Origin of the sequence: Arenimonas metalli CF5-1, from assembly GCF_000747155.1 — a bacterium.
Classification (GTDB): domain Bacteria; phylum Pseudomonadota; class Gammaproteobacteria; order Xanthomonadales; family Xanthomonadaceae; genus Arenimonas; species Arenimonas metalli.
Window position 1 is genome coordinate 1 of the sequence record NZ_AVCK01000035.1, and the last position, 20,556, is coordinate 20,556.

A 20,556-nucleotide genomic window follows, 5' to 3' on the forward strand; every position below is an offset into this window, starting at 1 on the left:
GCGCGACCCGAAGCTGGCCAAGGACTACGCCTTCACGGACGACTGATCGCCGGGCAGGAACGCGATGATGTCCTCCAGGGTCCAGGGCCGGACCGCCAGGCCCAGCCGCATCGCCGGCGTCTTGCGGTCCTCCCCGACCAGCACAAAGTTGTACGTGACCCGGAAGATCTCAAGCAGCCGCATGACAACCGTGGGGTTGTAGACGGCGTACCCGTGCCACCGCGTGTTGGAACTGGGCGAGAAGATGGGACGTTCCAGTACGGATAGCCGGCGCCGCACCTGCATGAAGAAGCGGTCCAGCGCGTGCATCTTCACGTCCAGCAGGTAATCGGCCAGGGTCACGGGGTCCAGATCACCTCGGTCCGACAGGTAGCACATGGCCTTGGCCGGCTCGCCCATGTTGGGCATCGGATGCGGCACCCACCGTTTCAACGCCGGTAGGGCCAGAAACTCTGGCTGACTGAGCGCAGACATCAGCAACTGCTTGGCAACATCGAACTTGCGCATCCCCGGGTGTGCGGCCTGCGCTTTTGCCAACGCGGTTTCGCTGGCGGCCAGGAGTCGCTTCTTCTGGTCCACGGATAGCGATTTGTCGATCTTCACCCAGAAGGCTTCGACCGTCCCCACCCTGACCTGAGGCCCGAACGCCGCGAAGCAGCCGCCGTGCAGGCCGGGGTCCCGATCGAGGTAAAAGTGGAGCTGCTCAATCTCGAGTAGCAATTGCTTCAGGTAGTAGAAGTGGGCGTAGATGGTATAGGGCGAGTGGATGCGGACGCCGCGCGAGGGCAAGCGGGACTCTTCGGGCAAGGGATCCTCGGCCTCGTTCGGCCCGTCCTCAAACGGCAAGAAGACACGGGCGTACTTCCGAAAGGCCGGCCGCTTCGCGGGATCGCCGCACGCTTGCGCGGCCATTTCCAGATCGTGCACGTCGTAGCGAGGGTCGTAGTCGAGATGCAGGCCAAGCACGAAACCTGACGTGGTGTCGGCGCTGGCCACCGCACCCATCTGAGTGACGCGCCGGTCGAACTGGCTACTCCAGTTGAGGACGTGCTCCTGGCGATCCACCGCAATGCCAAGGCGGGCCTTCTTCAGCGAGCGCAACCTCTCATCATGCGCCGCCGCAACGCGCACACACTGCTCGTGGATGAATCCAATCCTCTGGTAGATGACCGGCGCCGTCACTTCCGCGACCTCGCAGATTCGGCGCATCGGGGACTTGTTGATGAGCAAGCGATAGATGATGGCGGTCTTGCCTGGCAGCCGTTGCCGAAGTGAAGAGCGCACCGGGATGGTGAAGGTCTTGGCGCAGGCCTTGCATCGGAAGCGTCTCGAGCCAGCCGCCGTGGTTCCAAAGGCCTGGAAGCGCGTGGGTGGCGATGTGTCGGCCAGCCCCCTGTAGACACACGTTTCGGTCCGGCACGCTATCGGACTGACCTGTGGGGGAGCTTGGCTGATCCGCTCCAGCTCTTCCACGACCGCCCGATTACTCTTGATCGCGTTGGTTTCGTTGCAAAGTTTGCAACGCAGGCCGGCCGTGTTCTTGCCCGACCCCACGGCCAGGTAGTTGTCGACCACCTTCTGATTCGGACCACGATCAACCCGAGGCAGCGGGAGTACCCCGAAGTTCGGGCAGCGGGGATTGCGGCAGGTATTCACCTGCACCCCCTGAATCATTTCGGGGCAACGTTCGCTCGGTGGTGGAGACGCGCCCAAAAAAGAACCCCCAGTCGGAATCGACCTGGGGGTTATAGAGCCGGGAACCTATACCGTCAACACGTTAACGTAACGGCTGGCGGTTTCCCGGGGCTTTTTCATTTCCAGCGGCGGGGTCAGGAACTGAACCTGACCCCGTTCCGCATCACAGCATCGGGATCAGCAGCAGGGCCACGATGTTGATGATCTTGATCAGCGGGTTGATGGCCGGGCCGGCGGTGTCCTTGTACGGGTCGCCGACGGTGTCGCCGGTGACCGCGGCCTTGTGGGCTTCCGAGCCCTTGCCGCCGTGGTGGCCTTCCTCGATGTACTTCTTGGCGTTGTCCCAGGCGCCGCCGCCGGTGCACATCGAGATGGCCACGAACAGGCCGGTCACGATGGTGCCCATCAGCAGGCCGCCCAGGGCGTTCGGGCCCAGGATCACGCCGACCAGGATCGGGATGATCAGCGGCAGCATCGACGGGATGATCATTTCGCGGATCGCCGACTTGGTCAGCAGGTCGACCGCCTTGTCGTACTGCGGCTTGCCGGTGCCTTCCATGATGCCGGGGATCTCGCGGAACTGGCGGCGCACTTCCTCCACCACCGCACCGGCCGCGCGGCCCACCGCCTGCATGGCGTAGGCGCCGAACAGGTAGGGGATCATGCCGCCGATCAGCAGGCCGATCACCACGTCCGGGTTCGAGATCGAGAAGTCGACCTCGGCGCCCGTCTCGCCCAGCTTGTGCGAGTAATCCGCGAACAGCACCAGCGCCGCCAGGCCGGCCGAGCCGATGGCGTAGCCCTTGGTGACGGCCTTGGTGGTGTTGCCCACGGCGTCGAGGGCGTCGGTGGTCTTGCGGATTTCCTTGTCCATGCCCGACATCTCGGCGATGCCGCCCGCGTTGTCGGTGATCGGGCCGTAGGCGTCCAGCGCCACGATCATGCCGGCCATCGACAGCATCGAGGTGGCGGCGATGGCGATGCCGAACAGGCCGGCCAGCTCGTAGCAGCCCCAGATGGCGGCGGCCACGGCCAGCACCGGCGCCGCCGTGGACTTCATCGAAACCGCCAGGCCGGCGATCACGTTGGTGCCGTGGCCGGTTTCCGAGGCCTTGGCCACCTGCTGCACCGGCGCGTACTCGGTGGCGGTGTAGTACTCGGTGATCACCACCATCGCCGCCGTCAGGCCCAGGCCGATCAGGGCGCAGTAGAACAGCGGCATCGCCAGCGAGGCCATGGCGCCGGTGAACATGCTGGTGGTGACCCAGTAGAACGCGGCCGCCGCCAGCACGCCCGACACGGCCAGGCCGCGGTAGAGCGCGTTCATGATCTTGCCGCCGTCGCTGACCTTCACGAAGAAGGTGCCGACGATCGAGGCCAGGATCGACACCGCGCCCAGCACCATCGGGTAGAGCACGCCGGTGGTGCCGTACTGGGTGAAGTAGATGCCGGCGATCAGCATCGCCGCGATCACGGTCACCGCGTAGGTCTCGAACAGGTCGGCCGCCATGCCGGCGCAGTCGCCGACGTTGTCGCCCACGTTGTCGGCGATCACCGCCGGGTTGCGCGGGTCATCCTCGGGGATGCCGGCCTCGACCTTGCCCACCAGGTCGGCACCGACGTCGGCGCCCTTGGTGAAGATGCCGCCGCCCAGGCGCGCGAAGATCGAGATCAGCGAGCTGCCGAAGGCCAGGCCGATCATCGGCTGCATCGCGGCATTCACCGCCGCCGCGTCCATGGCCGCCGCGCCGCCGACGAACCAGAAGTAACCGGCCACGCCCAGCAGGCCCAGGCCCACCACCAGCATGCCGGTGATGGCGCCGCCCTTGAAGCTGACGTTGAGCGCGGTGTTGAGGCTCACCGTGGCCGCCTGCGCGGTGCGCACGTTGGCGCGCACCGAGACGAACATGCCGATGAAGCCCGCCAGGCCCGAGAGCACGGCGCCGATGGCGAAGCCGATCGCCGTGGGCCAGCCCAGCACCGGCACGAAGCCGATCACCAGGAACAGCACCACGCCGACGATGGCGATGGTCATGTACTGGCGGCGCAGGTAGGCGCCGGCGCCTTCCTGGATGGCCGCCGCGATCGCCTGCATTTTTTCGTTGCCGGCCGGCTGGCCGACGATCCACTTCGCGACCACGATGCCGTAAAGGATGGCGATCGCCGCACAGGCGAGCGCGAGGTGCAAACCGTATTGCTCGAACATGTAAACCCTCCCCAGAGTTCAGACACGGAACAAACATAAGCGGCCGATTGGCCGCCTCGCCCGAGTATGTCAAAGGGGGGAGGGGGAAGCCACACGGCCCGCCAGGCCGCATTCCCGGGGTATTTCCGGGGCGGCCGGCGGCAGCAGGGAGAGGTTGATGGCGGCCTGCGCATGCCCCGGGTCCAGGGCCAGCGCACAGGCGTAGGCGCCGCGGGCGCCGTCCGGGTCGCCGGCCTGCTGGCGGGCCCAGCCCAGGTTGCTCCAGGCCCGGGCCTTGCCGGGCGAGGCGGCGGCGGTGGCGGTCCAGAGGGCCAGCTCGCTGCGGTACGCGTGGTTGCGTTCACGCGTGGCCGTGGCCAGCACCAGGGCCGTCATGCAGACCGCGGCGGCGGCCAGCCGGAATTCCGCCAGCCTGGCGAGGGCCACAACCCCGGCGAACGCCACGCCGGGCAGGACCAGGTAAAGATGCCGGTCGTTGGCCAGGTCCAGCCGCGGCAGCAGCGACTGGGTCGGCGCCAGCTGCAGCAGCGTCCAGGCGATCGCGAAGCCGAGCCAGGGCCAGCGCCGCCGCGTGGCTGCGGCCAAGCGCAGGGCGATGAAGCAGGCCATTGCGAACCCGATCGCGTGGGGAATCACCGCCTCTGGCACGCGCAGGTCCGGATCCAGGTTCGTCTGCAGGCCGAACAGGCTGTGTACGAACAAGTGCAGGGCCGCGACCGATTGCCCTGCGAGCTGCTCCGCCAGCCCCCGCACCTGCAGGCTGGTGCCGAAGAAATCGCCGTAGCCCGGCCAGGCAATCGCGAGCGCGACGGCCAAGGCCAGCACCAGTCCGTGGCCACCCAGCCCGCGCAGCGCATTGCGAGGCGTTTCCCCGCCGTACCAGGCCAGCAGCGCCAGCGCGAAGGGCAAGGTCACCGCGGTTTCGCGCACGCCCAGCGCCGCGGCGAACAGCAGCGGCGACAACGCCCGCCACGCGCCGCCCAAGCCTCGCGCCTGCCCGTGCACGTGCGTCCACAGCGCGGCGAGGTAGAGCGTCGCCATCAGCGACTGCGAACGCCCGCTGACATAGGTCACCGCCTCGGTGGCCGCCGGATGCAGGGCGAACAGCAGCGCCACGGCCCACGCCGCGAACGCGGGCCGCGCCAGCCCCGGTGCCAGGCGCGCCAGCCACTGGCGCGCCACGGCCCAGACCAGCAGCGCATTGATGCCGTGCAGGCACAGGTTGGTCGCATGGAATCCGGCCGCGGCCGGCGACCGCGACCAGTCCAGCGCATAGCTGAGCTTGAGCAGCGGCCGGATGCCCGGCATCGAGGCCCACCACGCCGCCAGCCCGTGCACGCGCGGGTTGTCGACGATCACGTGGAAGTCGTCGAAGTGGAACGGCGCGGCGAGGGCCGCGGCGTATGCCCAGGCGATGGCCAGCAGCAGCAGCGCCGCGCCGGCGAGGCGCCCGGCCTGGCTCATGGCGCCGGCGCGCGCGCGCGGCGGGCGTGGTCGAAGGCGAGCTCCATCAGCGCCACGGTGTCCCACCAGCGGTCCGGCGCGTGCAGCATCACCACCAGCACTTCATCCTCGCCGCGGCGGGCGATGGCCACGAGGCAGCGGCCCGCGCCCGGCGTGTAGCCGGTCTTGATGCCGAGCGCGCCCTCGAATTGCTGCAGCAGGGCATTGGTGGTGTCCATCGCGAAGTCGCGGCCGCCCGGGCTGCGGAAGACGACGCGCGTCTTCGCGACGGTGGCGGCGATGCGCGGCTGCGCCATCGCGGCGCGCGCCAGCACGGCCAGGTCGCGCACGCTGCTGGCCTGGCCCGGGGCGTCGTGGCCGCAGGCATTGGCGAAGGATGTGTCGCGCAGGCCCAGTTCCGCGGCGCGCGCGTTCATGCGGGCCACGAAGCGCGGCAGGTCGCCGCCGTGCCAGTCGGCCAGCGCACGGCAGGCGTCGTTGGCCGAGCGCACCAGCATCGCGTCGAACAGGTCCGAGGCGCGCATGCGTTCGCCCGCGCGCAGGCCGATGCGCGAACCGGTGGCGCGCGCGGCCGCGGCGCTCACCGCGAATTCCTCGTCCAGCGTCGCTTCCTCGGCAAGGAGCAGCGCCGTCATCAGCTTCGCCAGGCTGGCCATGGGCAGGCGCAGCTCGCGGCCACCGACCCAGACCGGCGCGCCGTTCACTTCAACCCAGTAGGCGCGTGCGACATCCGGGTAGGCATCCACCGGCACCGCCGCCGGTGCCGGTGCCTGCGCGAGCACCGGCACCGGGTCGGCCGCGCTGGCCAGGCCCAGCAGCAGGGCCAGCGCGAGCCAGCGCATCCGGTCAGTCCTCGCCGGTCAGCTTGTCCTTGGCGTCGCGCAGGCGGTCGCGCCAGGAGGGCTTCTTCGGCGCTTCTTCGGCCGCGGGCGCCGGGGTCGGCACCGCCGCCGGCGTCGGCGCGGCGGCTCCGGCATTGCGCTGCTGCAGCTGGCCGCCGGCATAACGTCCGCAGAAGCCGGCGTAGGGCGATGCGCGCATCGCGGTGTAGTCGCGGCCGGCGCAATGCGCGGCGGCTGCGGCCTTGGCCTGCACCGGGCAGCTGGCGACGACGAACTCGGCATCCCTGCGCGGGTCGGCGCTGGCGCAGGCCTTGGCCACCAGGCTGGGGCAGTATTCGGTAATGAAGGTGAAGTCGCGGTTCTTCTCCGCCATCGGGCAGGCCTTGGCCAGCGCCGCCTGGCGCGGCGTGCCGCAGGCCGCGAACGCATCCCAGAAGCTGGGCAGGCCGGCGGGCGACTGGCGGACGATCTGGTCGTTGGTGCGGATGAACTCCGGGTTCACCGACTGCGCCAGCATCGCGCTGCAGTAGCGCGGCTTGTAGGTGGCGCAGACCGCGTTGGGGCCGGCGAAGCTCTGGTAGCCCATCGGCGAGGGCTCGCGCAGCATGTCCTCGCAGGTCTTGGCCATCATCGCGGCGCCCTGGGCCGCCGGGGATTCGGTGGCGTAGTTGCAGTCGCGGATCTTCTTGCCCTCGAAGTTCATCGTCATGTCGACGGGCTCGCCCTCCATGTTGCCCTTCATCTGCATGCGGCCGCGGTAGGCGTCGGCGCCGAGGCGCTCGAACTCGCCGCGCGCGGTCATCGGGTTCTCGCCGCGGCAGGTCATGTCGAAGCTCGACTTGTTGCCGGCCACGCGGAAGTTGCTGATGGTGCAGTTCTCGTCGTGCGGCACCATCTTCTCGCTGGCCTGGTCCTTCGGGCCGCAGACGTCCACCGTGGTGGCCGGCATGGAGAAGGGCATGCCCACCATCTCCATCTTCGAGGTGACGCGGTAGAGGTTGCCGCTGCCCGCCTGCGACAGGGCGGTGCCCGCGGACACGAGGCCCAGCGCGGCGGCCAGGACGAGCAAGGGTCGGTTCGGTATCACGGCAGTCTCCGGGAACGGGGTGGGGCCAAAGGGGGCGTATGCTCCCAGCGGCCTTTCGTTCCCGGATGTGCCGGCGGTCACCGTGCCATCCGGCCGGAGGGCACGGCCTGGGGATCAGCCGTAGGCGGGCAGTTTCTTCGCCACGGTCGTCAGCTTGAGACGAACGTAATCGGGCAGCCCGTCCGGACGGTAGGGCGGCGGCGCCTCGCCGCGCACCAGCGGCTCGAGGTACTGCCGGCAGGCGGCGGTGATGCCGTAGCCGCTGCGGTCGATGAAGCCCTTGGGCATGGTCTTCTCGCGGTTGGCGATGCGCGCCACCGGCGCCGCCTCGACCTTCCAGCGGTAGGGCTTGTGCGAGGTGCGCACGATCACCGGCATCACGCCGTTGCGGCCTTCCAGCGCGTAGTCCACGGCGGCCTGGCCGACGGCCATCGCGTGCTCGAGGTCGGTCTTCGAGGCCAGGTGGCGGGCCGAGCGCTGGAGGTAGTCGGGCACGGTCCAGTGCACCTTCAGGCCCAGCTTGTCCTTGACGGTCGCGGCCAGCAGCGGCCCGACGCCGCCCAGCTGGCTGTGGCCGAAGGCGTCCTTGCCGCCGCCGGCGTCGGCCACGAAGCGGCCGTCCGGGTGGCGGATGCCCTCGGACACGACCACCACGCACCAGCCGACCTTTTTCACGACCTCCTGCACCCGCGCCAGGAATTTCGCCTCGTCGTAGGCGACCTCGGGGAACAGGATGACCTGCGGCGCGGCGTCCTTCCCGGTGGCGGCCAGGCCCGCGGCCGCGGCCAGCCAGCCGGCGTGCCGGCCCATCACTTCGTAGACGAAGACCTTGGTCGAGGTGTCGGCCATCGCGGCCACGTCCAGCGCCGCCTCGGCCACCGACACGGCGGTGTACTTGGCCGCCGAGCCGAAGCCCGGGCAGCAGTCGGTGACCACCAGGTCGTTGTCGACGGTCTTGGGCACGCCGATGCAGGTGAGCGGGTAGCCGGTGGCGGCCGCCATCTGCGACAGTTTCAGGGCGGTGTCGGCCGAGTCGTTGCCGCCGTTGTAGAGGAACCAACGCACGTCGTGGGCGTCGAAAACATCCAGCAGGCGCTGGTACTTGGGCTGGTCTTCCTCCAGCGACTTGAGCTTGTAGCGGCAGGACCCGAAGGCCCCGCCCGGGGTATGGGCCAGGGCCCGGATCGCGGCCGGGGACTCCTTGGAGGTATCCACCAGGTCCTCGCGCAGGGCGCCCAGGATGCCGTTCCGGGCGGCCAGGACCTTGACCTTGCGGCCGCGGGCGGCCTGGATCACCGCGCTGGCGGTGGCGTTGATGACGGCGGTGACCCCGCCGGACTGTGCGTAAAGGAGCGTTCCTTTGCTCATGGGTTTTTCCTGTTTTTCATTGACTTGGAGCGGCCCGGCCAGTAGCGTTTCCACATTCGCACGGCCAGTCAGCGGCCCCACTATAGCCAAACGGGGTGAGGACGGCGCCGTGCGTCCTTGTTTATAGGGGTTTTGAAGCATGCGACTGGTTCTCCTCGGCGCGCCCGGCTCGGGCAAGGGCACGCAGGCCACGCGCCTCCGCGAGCACCTGCAGGTGCCGCATATTTCCACCGGCGAACTGCTGCGCGCGGCCGTCAAGGCGGGCACCCCGCTGGGCCTGCAGGCGCAGGCCGTGATGGCCGCCGGCGAGCTGGTCTCCGACGAGATCGTGCTGGGCATGCTGGAAGAGCGCCTGACCGCCGGCGACACCGGCAACGGCTTCATCCTCGACGGCTACCCGCGCAACCTGGCCCAGGCCAATGCGCTCGACGCGCTGCTGGCGCGCCTCCGGCAGCCGGTGGACATCGCCGTGCAGCTGGACGTGGACACCGAGCTGCTGATCACCCGCCTCGCCGGCCGCGCCCAGGCCGAGGGCCGCGCCGACGACACGCCGGAAGCCGTGCGCAACCGCCTGAACGTCTACAACCAGGCCACCGCGCCGGTGGTGGATTTCTACCGCAACTCCGGCCGCCTCGCCTGCGTCGACGGCGTGGGCAGCATGGACGCGGTGCTCCAGCGCATCATCGAAGTGCTGGCGCCGACGCCCGACATCGGCTGAGCGCCGCCGCGGTTCGCCGCGGCCCGCGCATCGCACGCATGAAACTGCACATCCTCGGCATCTGCGGCACCTTCATGGGCGGCGTCGCCGCGCTCGCGCGCGAGCTCGGCCACGCGGTCGATGGTTCGGACCAGAACGTCTATCCGCCGATGTCCACCCAGCTCGAAGCGCTGGGCATCGGGCTGGCCTCGGGCTACTCGGCCGCGCACCTCGCCGCCGACACCGACGTGGTCGTCGTGGGCAACGCGCTCTCGCGCGGCAACCCGGCGGTCGAACACGTGCTCGACCACGGCCTGAAGTACACCTCCGGCGCGCAGTGGCTGAGCGAGCACGTGCTGCCGGGCCGCGAGACGCTGGCCGTGGCCGGCACCCACGGCAAGACCACCACCACCTCGATCCTGGCCTGGCTGCTGGAATCCGCCGGGCGCGACCCGGGCTTCCTGGTCGGCGGCGTGCCGGAGAATTTCGGCGTCTCGGCGCGCCTGGGCAGCGGCCGCGAGTTCGTGGTCGAGGCCGACGAGTACGACACCGCGTTCTTCGACAAGCGCAGCAAGTTCGTGCACTACCGGCCGACGGTGGCGATCCTCAATAACCTTGAATTCGACCACGCCGACATCTTCCCGGACCTGGCCGCGATCCAGCGCCAGTTCCACCACCTGGTGCGCATCGTGCCCGGCCGCGGCCGGCTGATCGTCAACGGCGAGGAAGCCAGCCTGCAGCAGGTGCTCGACATGGGCTGCTGGACGCCGGTGGAGCGCTTCGGGCTCGACGGTGATTTCGACTGGACCGCGCGCCTGCACGCCGCCGACGGCTCGCACTTCGACGTGCTGCACCGGGGCGCGGTGGTCGGCACCGTGCGCTGGTCGCTGTCGGGCCGGCACAGCGTGATGAACGGCCTGGCCGCGATCGCCGCCGCGAATGCCGTGGGCGCCGACCTGTCGCGCGCCATCCCGGCGCTGTCGCAGTTCGTGAGCGTGAAGCGACGCATGGAGAAGCTGGGCGAGGCCCGCGGCGTCACCGTGTACGACGATTTCGCGCACCACCCGACCGCGATCCGCACCACGCTCGAGGGCCTGCGCGCCCGCGTCGGCAGCGCGCGCATCCTGGTGGCGATGGAGCCGCGCAGCAATTCGATGCGGTTGGGCGCGCACGCGGCCGAAATCGCGCCGTCGCTGGCGCAGGCCGACGCCGTGGTCTTCCTGCACCGGCCCGAGCTGGCCTGGGACGCGGGCAAGGTCGTGTCCGCGCTGCGCGGCGAAGGCGAGGCGGTGCCGGGCGTGGATGAACTGATCGCCGCGCTCGCGGCGCGCGCGCAGGCGGGCGACCACGTCGTGTTCATGTCCAACGGCGGCTTCGAAGGCGCGCCGCGCCGCTTCCTGGCCACGCTGGCCGGCTGAGCGTGCAGATCCACGAGCTGCCGCTGTTCCCGCTGTCCACCGTGCTGTTCCCCGGCGGGCAGCTGTCGCTGCGCATCTTCGAGCCGCGCTACCTCGACCTGGTCAAGCGCTGCGCGCGCAGCGGCGAGGGTTTCGGCATCTGCCTGATCCTCGACGGCCGCGAAGCCGGCGAGCCGGCGATCCCGGCCGCGCTGGGCACCGAGGCCGTGATCGTGGATTTCGCGATGACCGACGACGGCCTGCTCGGCATCACGGTCGAAGGCCGGCGCCGCTTCCACGTCGAGCGCACCCGCGTGCGCAACGACGGCCTGCTGCTGGGCGACGTGTCCTGGCGGCCCGAGCCCGCGCCGGAAGCGCTGCGCGACGAACATGCGCTGCTGTCGGTGCTGCTGGCCCGCATCCTGGACAAGGCCGGCCTCGAGCACGATGGCGTCGGCAAAGGTGCGCTCGCGGAGGCCGCGCATGTCGGCTGGCGCCTGGCCGAATGGCTGCCGCTGGATCCGACCGAGCGCCAGCAGCTGCTGCAGCTCGACGATCCGCACGAACGCCTGCAGTGGCTGCTGGGCCGTCTGCCGGATTTCCAGCCGGAATAACGCGCCTCAGCGCGACGCTGGCCGCAGCCGCAGCACGCGCTGGCCGTCGTCGGCGCGTGCATCGAGCGCCGAGTCGAGGCCGGGGATGTCGTGGTGCAGTCCGTCGAGCAGCGCGTCCTCGCCCGGCTGCGCCTGCCAGTAGCTGAAGAAATCGAGTCGCCGGGTGAAGCGCAGCGTGTGTACCGTGCCGATCCAGACGCGCTCGCGGCCCGGCTGCAGGCGCAGCGGCGTCGCCCACAGGCGCAGCACCACCATCTCGCCGGCGTCGGCGCCACGCCGCACCATCACCAGTGCCTCGGCGCGGCCCTGGTGCGTGGCCGGCAGCACCGGCAGCTCGCGCGGCGTCACGTCCTTGTCGAGCGTCTGCAGCAGCCCGGTCCAGCCGCCGGTGCGGTAGTTCTCCCAGCCCGACAGCAGCAGGCGCGCACGCACCGAATCCAGCGGGCCGGCCAGCTGCACGTTCAGCGGCCAGGCATCGCGACCGTGCAGTTCGTTGCGCCGCGCCGGCAGCTGGCGCTGCCAGCCGTCGGCCCACCAGGCCTCGCCGTCCACCTGCTCGGGCACCAGCGGCGGATCGAAGCGCGCCAGCAGGTCGTCGGCGCTGCGGCTGCCGTGCCAGGTGGCCATGCCCAGAATGGCGACGAAGAAGATGGTGGCGGTGGGACGCACCCAGAACGAGCGCACCACGCGGCGCCGGTAGGCGATGCCCAGCGCGGCGATCCACAGCAGGCCCAGCAGGATCCCGGCCAGCACGTCGCTCAGCCAGTGCGCGCCGAGGTAGAGCCGCGAGAAACCGAGCAGCGATACCGCCAGCGCCGCCACCACGTAGGGCCAGGCGCGACGCCGCCCCGGCAGTTCGCGCGCGATCAGTACGGCGAAGAAGCCGTACACCACCGTCGCCATCGTCACCGACGCCGACGGGAAGCTGAAGCCCATCACGGCCGTCGAGGCCGGCGGCTTGGGCATGTCCAGCAGGTAGCCCAGGAACCAGGTCAGCACCAGCGCGAACGCCGGCGCCGCCAGCCAGTGCCAGGCGGCGATGTGCCGGCGCCGCCAAAGCAGCCAGCCGAACACGCCCAGCACCGCCGGCGTGAGCACCACCGCATCGCCGATCGTGGCCAGGAAGGCCATGGCGATGTCGGCCAGCGGGTTGCGCAGCCCGAACATCAGCTGGTGCACGGTCATGTCGAGCTGCGAGGGCGCGCTGCCGCCGCCGACCGAGATCAGCAGGTGGAAGAAGCCCCAGCCGGCCGCCAGCAACACCACGCCCAGCAGCAGCAGCGAGGCCGATTCGGGCCGGTTCGGATCGATCAGCGCTTCGGAGTAGCGGCCCAGCACCGGGTGCCGGTGCGACCAGGCCAGCGCGCGTTCGATCATGCCGGTGGTGTGCGCGCCCAGCCAGCGCCAGGTGTAGAACACGAAGGCCCAGATCGCCGCCACCAGCACCAGCACCACCGCCAGCACCACCGCCAGCCGCCCCGCGACCGCCGCCACCAGCTCCAGCGAGGTGCCGAACACCCAGCCCGGCGCGAGGAAGGTCGCCGACCACACCACCGCCGCCAGCGCGCTGGCCGGCACGTACTGGCGCAGCTTCATCTTCAGCATGCCGGCGATGGCGGGCACGAAGGGCCGGATGGCACCGATGTAGCGCGCCATCACGATCGACTTCATGCCGTGGCGCTTGAAGGTGAGCTCGCCGCGCTCGAGCCACTGCGGATGCTTGTAGAACGGCCAGCGCTGGCGCAGCTGCGGCCCGTAGCGGTGGCCGACCCAGTAGCTGATGCCGTCGCCGAAGAAGGCGCCGAGCGTGGCGCACACCAGGGCATAGGTGCCGTCCACGTGGCCGAGGCCGACCAGGGTGCCGACCGCGAACAGCAGCGGCACCGCCGGGATGGCCACGCCGACGATAACCAGGGCGTCGCCGAAGGCGATGAGGAAGATGACGAGGCCCGCCGCGATCGGGTTTTGGCCGATCCAGGTGACGAGGGCGTCCAGGCGGGCGGAATCCATGGCCGGGATTATAGGCTGGCCATCACGTCCCCCGGTTTACACTTGGACCAAAGTTCAGGAGCGAGACATGGCCGATCTTCGCGGCAAGACCCTCTTCATCACCGGCGCCTCGCGCGGCATCGGCCTGGCCATCGCCCTGCGCGCGGCCCGGGACGGCGCCAACGTGGCCATCGCGGCCAAGTCCGGCGTGCCCAACCCCAAGCTGCCCGGCACCATCCACACGGCCGCGGCCGCGGTGGAAGCCGCCGGCGGCCAGGGCCTGGCCCTGCAGTGCGACATCCGCGAGGAGGAGCAGGTGCAGGCCGCGGTCGCCGCCACGGTCGCGCGCTTCGGCGGCATCGACATCCTGGTCAACAACGCCAGCGCGATCTGGCTCAAGGGCGCGCTCGAGACGCCGATGAAGCGCTTCGACCTGATGCAGCAGGTCAACAGCCGGGGCAGCTTCCTGTGCGCCCAGCACTGCCTGCCGCACCTGCTGCAGGCCGCCAACCCGCACATCCTCACGCTGGCGCCGCCGCCCAACCTCGACCCGAAGTGGTGGGGCCCGCACACCGGCTACACGCTGGCGAAGATGGGCATGAGCTTCGTCACCCTCGGCCTGGCCGCGGAGTTCGGCCCCCGCGGCGTGGCGGTGAATGCGCTGTGGCCGCGCACGGTGATCGCCACGGACGCGCTCAAGATGATCCCCGGCGCCCTGTCGGAAGCCGGCCGCACGCCCGCGATCATGGCCGATGCCGCGCACGCCATCCTGCTGCGGCCCGCGCGCGAGGTGAACGGGCGCTTCTTCATCGACGAGACCGTGCTGCGCGAGGCCGGCATGACCGACTTCTCGGGCTATGCGGTCGATCCGTCGAAGCCGCTGCTGCCCGACTTCTTCCTGGACGACCCCGAACTCGAGGAGGCCCTGCGCCGATGAGATACCTGCATGCGATGGTCCGCGTCCGCGACCTGGACGCGTCCCTGGCCTTCTACCGCGACGCCCTCGGGCTGGTGGAGACGCGCCGCCGGGACTACCCGCAGGGGCGCTTCACCCTGCTGTACCTGGCCGCGCCGGCGAACCCGGAGGTGGAGGTCGAGCTGACCTACAACTACGACGACGAGGACTACGGCTCGGCCCGCAACTTCGGCCACCTGGCCTTCGAGGTCGACGACATCTATGCCGCCTGCGCGCGGCTGCAACAGCACGGCGTGGTGATCAACCGCCCGCCGCGCGATGGCCGCATGGCCTTCGTGCGCTCGCCCGACCTCGTGTCGATCGAACTGCTGCAGAAGGGCGAAGCCCTGGCGCCGGCCGAGCCCTGGGCGTCGATGCCGAACACCGGGCAGTGGTGATCGCGCGGCGCTGAGTCAGGCCAGCGGCAGCGCCGTGCCGCAGCGGCGGCAGTGCGCCGCGTCGGGTTCGTGCTCGGCCAGCCCGCAGCCCGGGCAGGCCACCTTGCGGCGCTCGCGCAGGCCGGCGGCCAGCTCGGCGGTGTAGATGCCGGTGGGCACGGCGATGATGCCGTAGCCGATCAGGATCAGCACCGAGGTCACGAAGCGCCCCAGCGGCGTCAGCGGCGTGATGTCGCCGAAGCCGACCGTGGCCATGGTGACGATCGCCCAGTACATCGCGAGCGGGATGCTGGTGAAGCCATTCTCCGGCCCTTCGACCAGGTACATGGCCGCGCCGAAGATCACCACGAGCGTCAGCACCGCCAGCAGGAACACGGCGATCTTGCGCCGCGACCGGTACAGCGCGCCCACCAGCAGCCCGCCGGCCTCGGTGTACTCCATCAGCTTGAGCACGCGGAAGATGCGCAGGATCCGCAGGATCCGCACCACCAGCAGCGCCTGGCTGCCGGGCAGCACCAGCGAGAGGTAGGTGGGCAGGATCGAGAGCAGGTCGATCACGCCGTAGAAGCTGCGCGCGTAGCGCAGCGGATGCTTCACCACGGCCAGCCGCGCGAGGTACTCGGCGGTGAACAGCAGGGTGAAGCCCCACTCCAGCGCATAGAACCAGGGCCCGAAGCGCGCATGCATCCCGGCTTCGCTGTCGAGGATCACCACGATCACGCTGGCGATGATGGCGCCGATCAGCAGCAGGTCGAAGCGCCGCGGCGCACCCGGTTCGTGCCGGAAGATGATCTCGAACCAGCGCGCGCGCCAGCCGCTTTCCGCCGCCGGCGAGAAGCGTTCGGCCAGCGGCAGCGGTCCGGGGGTCACCGGGCGGCGTCCAGCGCCTGGCGGAAGTCGGCCAGCAGGTCGTCCGGGTGCTCCAGGCCCACCGACACACGCAGCAGGTTCTGCGCGGTGTGCGGGTTGGCGCCCTCGACCGAGGCGCGGTGCTCGACCAGGGTTTCCGGGCCGCCGAGCGAGGTGGCGTTGATGGCGAGCTTCAGACCGCCGGCCACGCGCAGCGCCGCCTCGCGGCCGCCCTTGAGCTGGAAGCTCAGCATGCCGCCGAAGTCGGACATCTGGCGCGCGGCCACCGCGTGGTTCGGGTGCGTGGCCAGGCCCGGGTAGTGCACGGCCTCGACCGCCGGGTGCGCGGCGAGGAGGTCGGCCAGCGCCCGCGCATTGCGGCAGTGCCAGGCCAGGCGCGCCGGCAGCGAGCGCGCGCCGCGCAGGATCAGCCAGGCGCTGAAGGGCGCCAGGATGTTGCCGGTGACGTGGCGGCGGTGCGCCACGCGCGCGTGCAGCTCGTCGGCCTTCGCGAACACCAGCGCGCCGCCCATCACGTCGCTGTGGCCGCCCAGGTACTTGGTGGTGGAGTGCATCACCACGTCGGCGCCCAGCGCCAGCGGCCGCTGCAGCACCGGCGTGGCGAAGGTGTTGTCGCAGGCCAGCAGGGCGCCGTGCGCGCGGGCGATCGCCGACAGCGCGGCGAGGTCGCTCACTTCCAGGCGCGGGTTGGACGGCGTCTCGGCCCAGAGCAGGCGCGTCTCCGGGCGCAGCGCGGCGCGCACGGCGTCGGCGTCGCCCATGTCCACGGCGGTGCCGGTGACGCCGCGCTCGGGCAGGAATTCGTTGGCCAGCGCGCGCAGGCCGGTGTAGCAGTCGCGCGGGTAGAGGAAGTGGCTGCCCGACGGCAGCGACTCCAGCAGGCAGTTCATCGCCGCCATGCCGGAGCCGAAGGCCAGCGCCGCGGCGCCGCCTTCCATCGCCGCCAGCACCGCTTCAAGCCGGTCTTGGGTCGGGTTCTGCTCGCGCTGGTACTCGTAGCCGGCGCGGCGCTCGCCGGCCGGGCCGTGCTGGAAGGTGGTGGCGAGGTGGATCGGCGGCGCGACCGCGCCGGTTTCCTTGTCCGGTTCGCCGCCCGCGTGGACGGCCAGGGTTTCGATGCGGGTCATGCGGGCGGCTCCGGGGTCAGGGCAGGGGTCAGGCGGCGATTTCGCGGAAGGCTTCGCGGGCGGCTTCGAAGGTGTGCTGCAGCTCCGCTTCGCCGTGCGCCGAGGACAGGAAGCCCGCCTCGAACGCCGACGGCGCGAAGTAGACGCCGCGCTTGAGCATCGCGTGGAAGAAACGCTTGAACGCCGCGGCATCGCTGGCCATCGCGTCTTCGAAGGTCTCGACCGCGCGGTCGGTGAAGTAAAGGCCGAACATGCCGCAGGTGCGGGTGGTGGTGACGGCGACCCCGGCCTCGCGCGCGGCGGCCTCGAGGCCGTCGCAGAGCACGTGCGTGTTGGCTTCCAGCTTCTCGTGGAAGCCCGGCGCCTGCACCAGCCCCAGCGTGGCCAGACCCGCGGCCATCGCCACCGGGTTGCCGCTGAGCGTGCCGGCCTGGTAGATCGGGCCGGCCGGCGCGATCTGCTGCATCAGTTCCTTGCGGCCGCCGTAGGCGCCGACCGGCATGCCGCCGCCGATGATCTTGCCGAAGGTGCTCAGGTCCGGCGTGACGCCGTAGCGGGCCTGGGCACCGCCGAGCGCGACGCGGAAGCCGGTCATCACCTCGTCGAAGATCAGGACCGCGCCGTGCTTCGTGCACAGCGCGCGCAGGTGCTGCAGGTAGCCCTCGCGCGGCAGGATGCAGTTGGCGTTGCCGACGATCGGCTCGACGATCACGCCGGCGATCTCGCCGCCGACCTCGTCGAACAGCTTCGTGGCGGCCTCGAAGTCGTTGTACGGCAGGGTGAGCGTGAGGTCGGCCAGCGCCTTGGGCACGCCGGGCGAATTCGGCAGGCCGAAGGTGAGCGCGCCCGAGCCGGCCTTCACCAGGAAGCTGTCGCCGTGGCCGTGGTAGCAGCCCTCGAACTTGACGATGCCGGTGCGGCCGGTGGCGCCGCGCGCCAGCCGGATCGCCGACAGCGTGGCCTCGGTGCCGGAGTTCACCATGCGCATCATTTCCATCGACGGCACCAGCTTGCGCACGGTTTCGGCCATGGTCACCTCCAGCGCATTCGGCACGCCGAAGCTCAGGCCATCGACCATCGTGCGCGACACCGCCTCGAGCACCGCGGGATGCGCGTGGCCGGCGATCATCGGGCCCCAGCTGCCGATGTAGTCGACGTAGCGGTTGCCGTCGACGTCGATCAGGTAGGCGCCCTCGGCGCGCTTGGCGAAGAAAGGCTCGCCGCCGACCGACTTGAAAGCGCGCACCGGCGAGTTCACGCCGCCGGGCATGAGGTCGAGGGCGCGGGTGAAGAGGTCGTGGCTGGTCGCGGTGTTCATCGGTCTACTCGTTGGGAAGGGGGTCGAAGGCGCGGCGGTAGGCGCGCACGGCGGCGGTGGGGTCGGGGGCCTCGAACACGCCGCCGATCACGGCCAGCAGGTCGGCGCCGGCCGCCACCAGGGTGGGGGCATTGTCCGGGGTGATGCCGCCGATGGCCACCCGCGGCAGGCCCAGCGAGGCGCTTTCGGCCAGCAGCCGCGGGTCGGCCCGGCGCGCCAGCGGCTTGGTGCCGGACGGGAAGAAGGCGCCGAACGCAACGTAACTGGCGCCCGCCGCGGCCGCGCGCTCGGCGAGGTCGAGCTGGTCGTAGCAGGAAGCGCCCAGCAGGGCCGCGGGGCCCAGCGCACGGCGGGCTTCGGCCAGCGAACCATCGTCCTGTCCGAGGTGGGCGCCGTCCGCGCCGGTGTCCGCCGCCAGGCGCCAGTCGTCGTTGACCAGCAGCGGCAGGCCCAGCGCCCGGCAGGCGGGCAGCAGCGCCTCGACCTGGCGGCGGCGGTCGGCGGTTGTGGCGGCCTTGTTCCGGTACTGCAGCAGCACCGGCCCGTCCGCCAGCACCGGCAGCACGCGCGCGAGGAAGCGGTCGGTGTCGGGATCGTCCGGCGTCAGCAGGTACAGGCCGCGGCGCGGCCAGATTGACGGGGCGTTCATTTCGGGGCGGCCGGCATGGTGCGAGAATGATAGCCGTCCCCGAGTCGCGAGAATGAAATGAGCACGAGCACCACCGCCGCCTACCGCACCTGGATGTGCGTCGTCTGTGGCTTCATGTACAGCGAGGCCGACGGCTTGCCGGAGGAAGGCATCGCGCCGGGCACGCGCTGGGAAGACATCCCCGACACCTGGGTGTGCCCGGACTGCGGCGTGACCAAGGACGACTTCGAGATGGTGCCGGCGGGCTGAGGAGCCGGCCTGCCGCCGCGCGCGCTCAGTTGAGGCGCGCGCCGCCGCTGCCCAGTTCGATCAGCGCCGTGCGCACGGCGTCGAGGTCTTCGGCTTCCGGCAGCAATTGCAGGTAACGGGCCAGGTCTTCGCGCGCACCCTTGGCGTAGCCCATTTCACGATAGGCCAGGCCGCGGTCGCGCAGCGCCTCGGCGGTGTCGGGCGAAAGCTTGAGCAGGCGATCGGCGCTGCGCGCCACGCGCTCCCAGTCGCCGCGCTCGAGATAGAGGCCCTTCAGGTTGCGCAGCATGCGCATCAGGATCATGCGGTGCGTGGCCGGCGCCAGTATCTGCAGCAGCTGCTGGTCGTCGGGCGACTGGCCGCCGAGGTGCGGCGAGGCGCGCTCGCGCAGTTCGTCGGCGCTCACCGGGCGGCCCTTGTTGTACGGGTCGAGCACCAGGATGCCGTCATCCACCGGCAGCCGCACCAGGAAATGACCCGGGAACGAGACGCCGTCGAGCGGCATGCCGAGCCGTCGCGTCACTTCCATCTGGATCACGGCCAGCGAGATGGGGATGCCCAGCTTCCGGTCGACGACTTCGTTGAGGTAGCTGTTGCGCGGGTCGTCGTACTGCACGTTGTTGCCCGCGAAGCCGATCTCCTCGAACAGGTAGCGGTTGATCGCGGTCAGGCGCGCAGGCAGGTCGATGTCCTGCTCGAGCTGCGGGCGCAGCGCGGCGGCGTAGGTGTCCACCTGCGCGGCGTAGCCGGCGGCGTCGAGGTCCGGGTACTCGTCGCGCGCGATCAGCAGCGCGGTGTCGAGCAGCGGCAGTTCGTCGTCGCCCAGCGTGGCGAGCGTGTTCCAGTCCGGCAGGGGATGCGTGTTGGTCATGCCACCCATGTGGTTGCCCTCCTGCGCTGAATCAAGGTGCGCCGCGCTCCGGAATGCCCGGGCCGAACACGAGTTCGTCGCCATCGGCCACGCCCAGCCGCGCGGCCGTGCCGGCGTTGAGCTCGAGCACGTACAGCGCCGGCGCGGCGCTGGGATAGGGCGGGCAGCGATCGCCGAGCGAGCAGGGCGGCACGCCCTTGCGCGCCGAGACCAGGCGCCGGTTCTGGTCGAAATACAGGATGTCGAGCGGAATGCGCGTGTTCTTCATCCAGAAGGCCAGCGGCTGCTCGGCGTCATAGAGGAAGAGCATGCCGGCGTCCGCTGCCATCTGGTCGCGGAACATCAGGCCGCGGTTGCGCTCGGCTTCGTCGTCGGCGATTTCCACGCTGAAGCGCTCGCCGCGCAGCTCCACCCAGGGCTTCCCGGCCGAGGCGCAGCCCGCCAAAGGCACCAACAGCAGGCTCAGGAGGGCGGTAGGCAGGCGCATGGGTGGCTCCGTGGGGTGTTGCCCCGACGTTCGGTGATGCCCGTCCGCACTGTCAAGCGAACCGGGGGCTTCCCAAAGCCGTTGGCTTCATCTATTCTTCGCGGCCCTTCACCGCCCGGCCTTGGTCGGCCGGCGGAGGGGGAGCAAAAAAGGACGGTTTAGGGTGTTGACGTCCTCGGAACTTGCTCTATAATGTGCGGCTCCCTCGGGCGAAACGCTCTTGGACGCGGAAGGCGAAAGGCCTTTTGCAGAGATGAAGATCTTTGACAGTGT

Annotated in this window: 19 protein-coding genes; 6 read left to right on the forward strand and 13 right to left on the reverse strand. The window is 70.4% G+C overall.

The window, feature by feature from the left end:
- Positions 1-24 precede the first annotated feature (24 nt).
- The 6 genes from N787_RS10670 to N787_RS10695 form a co-directional block, all read right to left on the reverse strand.
- Positions 25-1,575 (reverse strand): hypothetical protein, encoded by a 1,551-nt coding sequence (locus tag N787_RS10670; protein WP_156968991.1) that lies wholly within the window; start codon positions 1,573-1,575, stop codon positions 25-27.
- 283 nt (positions 1,576-1,858) lie between these two features.
- A complete protein-coding gene (locus N787_RS10675) occupies positions 1,859-3,901 on the reverse strand; it encodes a sodium-translocating pyrophosphatase (RefSeq protein WP_034213786.1) in 2,043 nt (680 codons plus the stop codon).
- A gap of 69 nt (positions 3,902-3,970) precedes the next feature.
- Positions 3,971-5,365 (reverse strand): tetratricopeptide repeat protein, encoded by a 1,395-nt coding sequence (locus tag N787_RS10680; protein WP_034213788.1) that lies wholly within the window; start codon positions 5,363-5,365, stop codon positions 3,971-3,973.
- A complete protein-coding gene (locus N787_RS10685; protein WP_052575381.1) occupies positions 5,362-6,207 on the reverse strand; it encodes a D-alanyl-D-alanine carboxypeptidase family protein in 846 nt (281 codons plus the stop codon). The genes N787_RS10680 and N787_RS10685 overlap by 4 nt, the downstream gene beginning before the upstream one ends.
- 4 nt (positions 6,208-6,211) lie before the next feature.
- Entirely contained in the window at positions 6,212-7,276 is a 1,065-nt protein-coding gene (locus N787_RS10690) for a DUF3617 domain-containing protein (protein ID WP_034213791.1), read from the reverse strand.
- Positions 7,277-7,408: 132 nt separating this feature from the next.
- Entirely contained in the window at positions 7,409-8,662 is a 1,254-nt protein-coding gene (locus N787_RS10695; RefSeq protein WP_034213794.1) for a 6-phosphofructokinase, read from the reverse strand.
- A gap of 139 nt (positions 8,663-8,801) precedes the next feature.
- On the opposite strand from N787_RS10695, the gene N787_RS10700 reads away from it, so the two are divergent.
- The 3 genes from N787_RS10700 to N787_RS10710 are packed head-to-tail and all read left to right on the forward strand — an operon-like array spanning position 8,802 to position 11,370.
- Positions 8,802-9,380, forward strand: a complete 579-nt coding sequence (locus tag N787_RS10700) for an adenylate kinase (RefSeq protein ID WP_034213796.1) — start codon at positions 8,802-8,804, stop codon at positions 9,378-9,380.
- Between the two features lie 38 nt (positions 9,381-9,418).
- Positions 9,419-10,777: a UDP-N-acetylmuramate:L-alanyl-gamma-D-glutamyl-meso-diaminopimelate ligase gene (gene mpl / locus N787_RS10705; RefSeq protein WP_034213798.1), complete on the forward strand. Its 1,359-nt coding sequence runs from the start codon at positions 9,419-9,421 to the stop codon at positions 10,775-10,777.
- Positions 10,774-11,370, forward strand: coding sequence for an LON peptidase substrate-binding domain-containing protein (locus N787_RS10710; protein ID WP_034213800.1), 597 nt, complete (start codon positions 10,774-10,776; stop codon positions 11,368-11,370). Before mpl ends, N787_RS10710 begins: the two co-directional genes overlap by 4 nt.
- 6 nt (positions 11,371-11,376) lie before the next feature.
- On the opposite strand, the gene N787_RS10715 is transcribed toward N787_RS10710, so the two are convergent.
- Positions 11,377-13,380 carry a bifunctional DedA family/phosphatase PAP2 family protein gene (locus N787_RS10715; protein WP_034213802.1) on the reverse strand — a complete coding sequence of 668 codons (2,004 nt, stop codon included), beginning with the start codon at positions 13,378-13,380 and terminating at the stop codon, positions 11,377-11,379.
- A gap of 67 nt (positions 13,381-13,447) precedes the next feature.
- Between N787_RS10715 and N787_RS10720 the strand changes: the two genes are divergently transcribed.
- A complete protein-coding gene (locus N787_RS10720) occupies positions 13,448-14,296 on the forward strand; it encodes an SDR family oxidoreductase (protein WP_034213805.1) in 849 nt (282 codons plus the stop codon).
- Positions 14,293-14,712: a VOC family protein gene (locus tag N787_RS10725; protein WP_034213806.1), complete on the forward strand. Its 420-nt coding sequence runs from the start codon at positions 14,293-14,295 to the stop codon at positions 14,710-14,712. The genes N787_RS10720 and N787_RS10725 overlap by 4 nt, the downstream gene beginning before the upstream one ends.
- A 15-nt stretch (positions 14,713-14,727) precedes the next feature.
- On the opposite strand, the gene N787_RS10730 is transcribed toward N787_RS10725, so the two are convergent.
- Genes N787_RS10730 through thiE form a run of 4 tightly spaced genes read right to left on the reverse strand, consistent with a single transcriptional unit; the run spans position 14,728 to position 18,676 of the window.
- Positions 14,728-15,582 carry an ion transporter gene (locus tag N787_RS10730; protein WP_245594002.1) on the reverse strand — a complete coding sequence of 285 codons (855 nt, stop codon included), beginning with the start codon at positions 15,580-15,582 and terminating at the stop codon, positions 14,728-14,730.
- Positions 15,579-16,709, reverse strand: a complete 1,131-nt coding sequence (locus tag N787_RS10735; protein WP_034213809.1) for a trans-sulfuration enzyme family protein — start codon at positions 16,707-16,709, stop codon at positions 15,579-15,581. Before N787_RS10735 ends, N787_RS10730 begins: the two co-directional genes overlap by 4 nt.
- A gap of 28 nt (positions 16,710-16,737) precedes the next feature.
- Complete coding sequence (gene hemL, locus N787_RS10740; protein WP_034213811.1) at positions 16,738-18,027, reverse strand: glutamate-1-semialdehyde 2,1-aminomutase; 1,290 nt, start codon at positions 18,025-18,027, stop codon at positions 16,738-16,740.
- Positions 18,028-18,031: 4 nt separating this feature from the next.
- Positions 18,032-18,676 carry a thiamine phosphate synthase gene (gene thiE, locus N787_RS10745; RefSeq protein WP_034213813.1) on the reverse strand — a complete coding sequence of 215 codons (645 nt, stop codon included), beginning with the start codon at positions 18,674-18,676 and terminating at the stop codon, positions 18,032-18,034.
- A gap of 57 nt (positions 18,677-18,733) precedes the next feature.
- Between thiE and N787_RS10750 the strand changes: the two genes are divergently transcribed.
- Positions 18,734-18,925 carry a rubredoxin gene (locus N787_RS10750; RefSeq protein WP_034213824.1) on the forward strand — a complete coding sequence of 64 codons (192 nt, stop codon included), beginning with the start codon at positions 18,734-18,736 and terminating at the stop codon, positions 18,923-18,925.
- Positions 18,926-18,950: 25 nt separating this feature from the next.
- On the opposite strand, the gene N787_RS10755 is transcribed toward N787_RS10750, so the two are convergent.
- On the reverse strand, positions 18,951-19,796 hold the full coding sequence (locus N787_RS10755; RefSeq protein ID WP_034213826.1) for a SirB1 family protein: 846 nt from the start codon (positions 19,794-19,796) through the stop codon (positions 18,951-18,953).
- A gap of 31 nt (positions 19,797-19,827) precedes the next feature.
- Complete coding sequence (locus N787_RS10760) at positions 19,828-20,283, reverse strand: DUF192 domain-containing protein (RefSeq protein ID WP_034213829.1); 456 nt, start codon at positions 20,281-20,283, stop codon at positions 19,828-19,830.
- Positions 20,284-20,556: the final 273 nt, after the last annotated feature.

Bases quoted from the DNA above. Each gene is read 5' to 3' on its own strand.
- N787_RS10720 (WP_034213805.1), top strand. From the start codon at position 13,448: ATGGCCGATCTTCGCGGCAAGACCCTCTTCATCACCGGCGCCTCGCGC.
- N787_RS10750 (WP_034213824.1), top strand. From the start codon at position 18,734: ATGAGCACGAGCACCACCGCCGCCTACCGCACCTGGATGTGCGTCGTC.
- mpl (WP_034213798.1), top strand. From the start codon at position 9,419: ATGAAACTGCACATCCTCGGCATCTGCGGCACCTTCATGGGCGGCGTC.
- N787_RS10680 (WP_034213788.1), bottom strand. From the start codon at position 5,365: ATGAGCCAGGCCGGGCGCCTCGCCGGCGCGGCGCTGCTGCTGCTGGCC.
- N787_RS10715 (WP_034213802.1), bottom strand. From the start codon at position 13,380: ATGGATTCCGCCCGCCTGGACGCCCTCGTCACCTGGATCGGCCAAAAC.
- N787_RS10760 (WP_034213829.1), bottom strand. From the start codon at position 20,283: ATGCGCCTGCCTACCGCCCTCCTGAGCCTGCTGTTGGTGCCTTTGGCG.
- N787_RS10675 (WP_034213786.1), bottom strand. From the start codon at position 3,901: ATGTTCGAGCAATACGGTTTGCACCTCGCGCTCGCCTGTGCGGCGATC.
- N787_RS10735 (WP_034213809.1), bottom strand. From the start codon at position 16,709: ATGACCCGCATCGAAACCCTGGCCGTCCACGCGGGCGGCGAACCGGAC.
- N787_RS10685 (WP_052575381.1), bottom strand. From the start codon at position 6,207: ATGCGCTGGCTCGCGCTGGCCCTGCTGCTGGGCCTGGCCAGCGCGGCC.
- hemL (WP_034213811.1), bottom strand. From the start codon at position 18,027: ATGAACACCGCGACCAGCCACGACCTCTTCACCCGCGCCCTCGACCTC.
- N787_RS10725 (WP_034213806.1), top strand. From the start codon at position 14,293: ATGAGATACCTGCATGCGATGGTCCGCGTCCGCGACCTGGACGCGTCC.
- N787_RS10700 (WP_034213796.1), top strand. From the start codon at position 8,802: ATGCGACTGGTTCTCCTCGGCGCGCCCGGCTCGGGCAAGGGCACGCAG.
- thiE (WP_034213813.1), bottom strand. From the start codon at position 18,676: ATGAACGCCCCGTCAATCTGGCCGCGCCGCGGCCTGTACCTGCTGACG.
- N787_RS10695 (WP_034213794.1), bottom strand. From the start codon at position 8,662: ATGAGCAAAGGAACGCTCCTTTACGCACAGTCCGGCGGGGTCACCGCC.
- N787_RS10755 (WP_034213826.1), bottom strand. From the start codon at position 19,796: ATGACCAACACGCATCCCCTGCCGGACTGGAACACGCTCGCCACGCTG.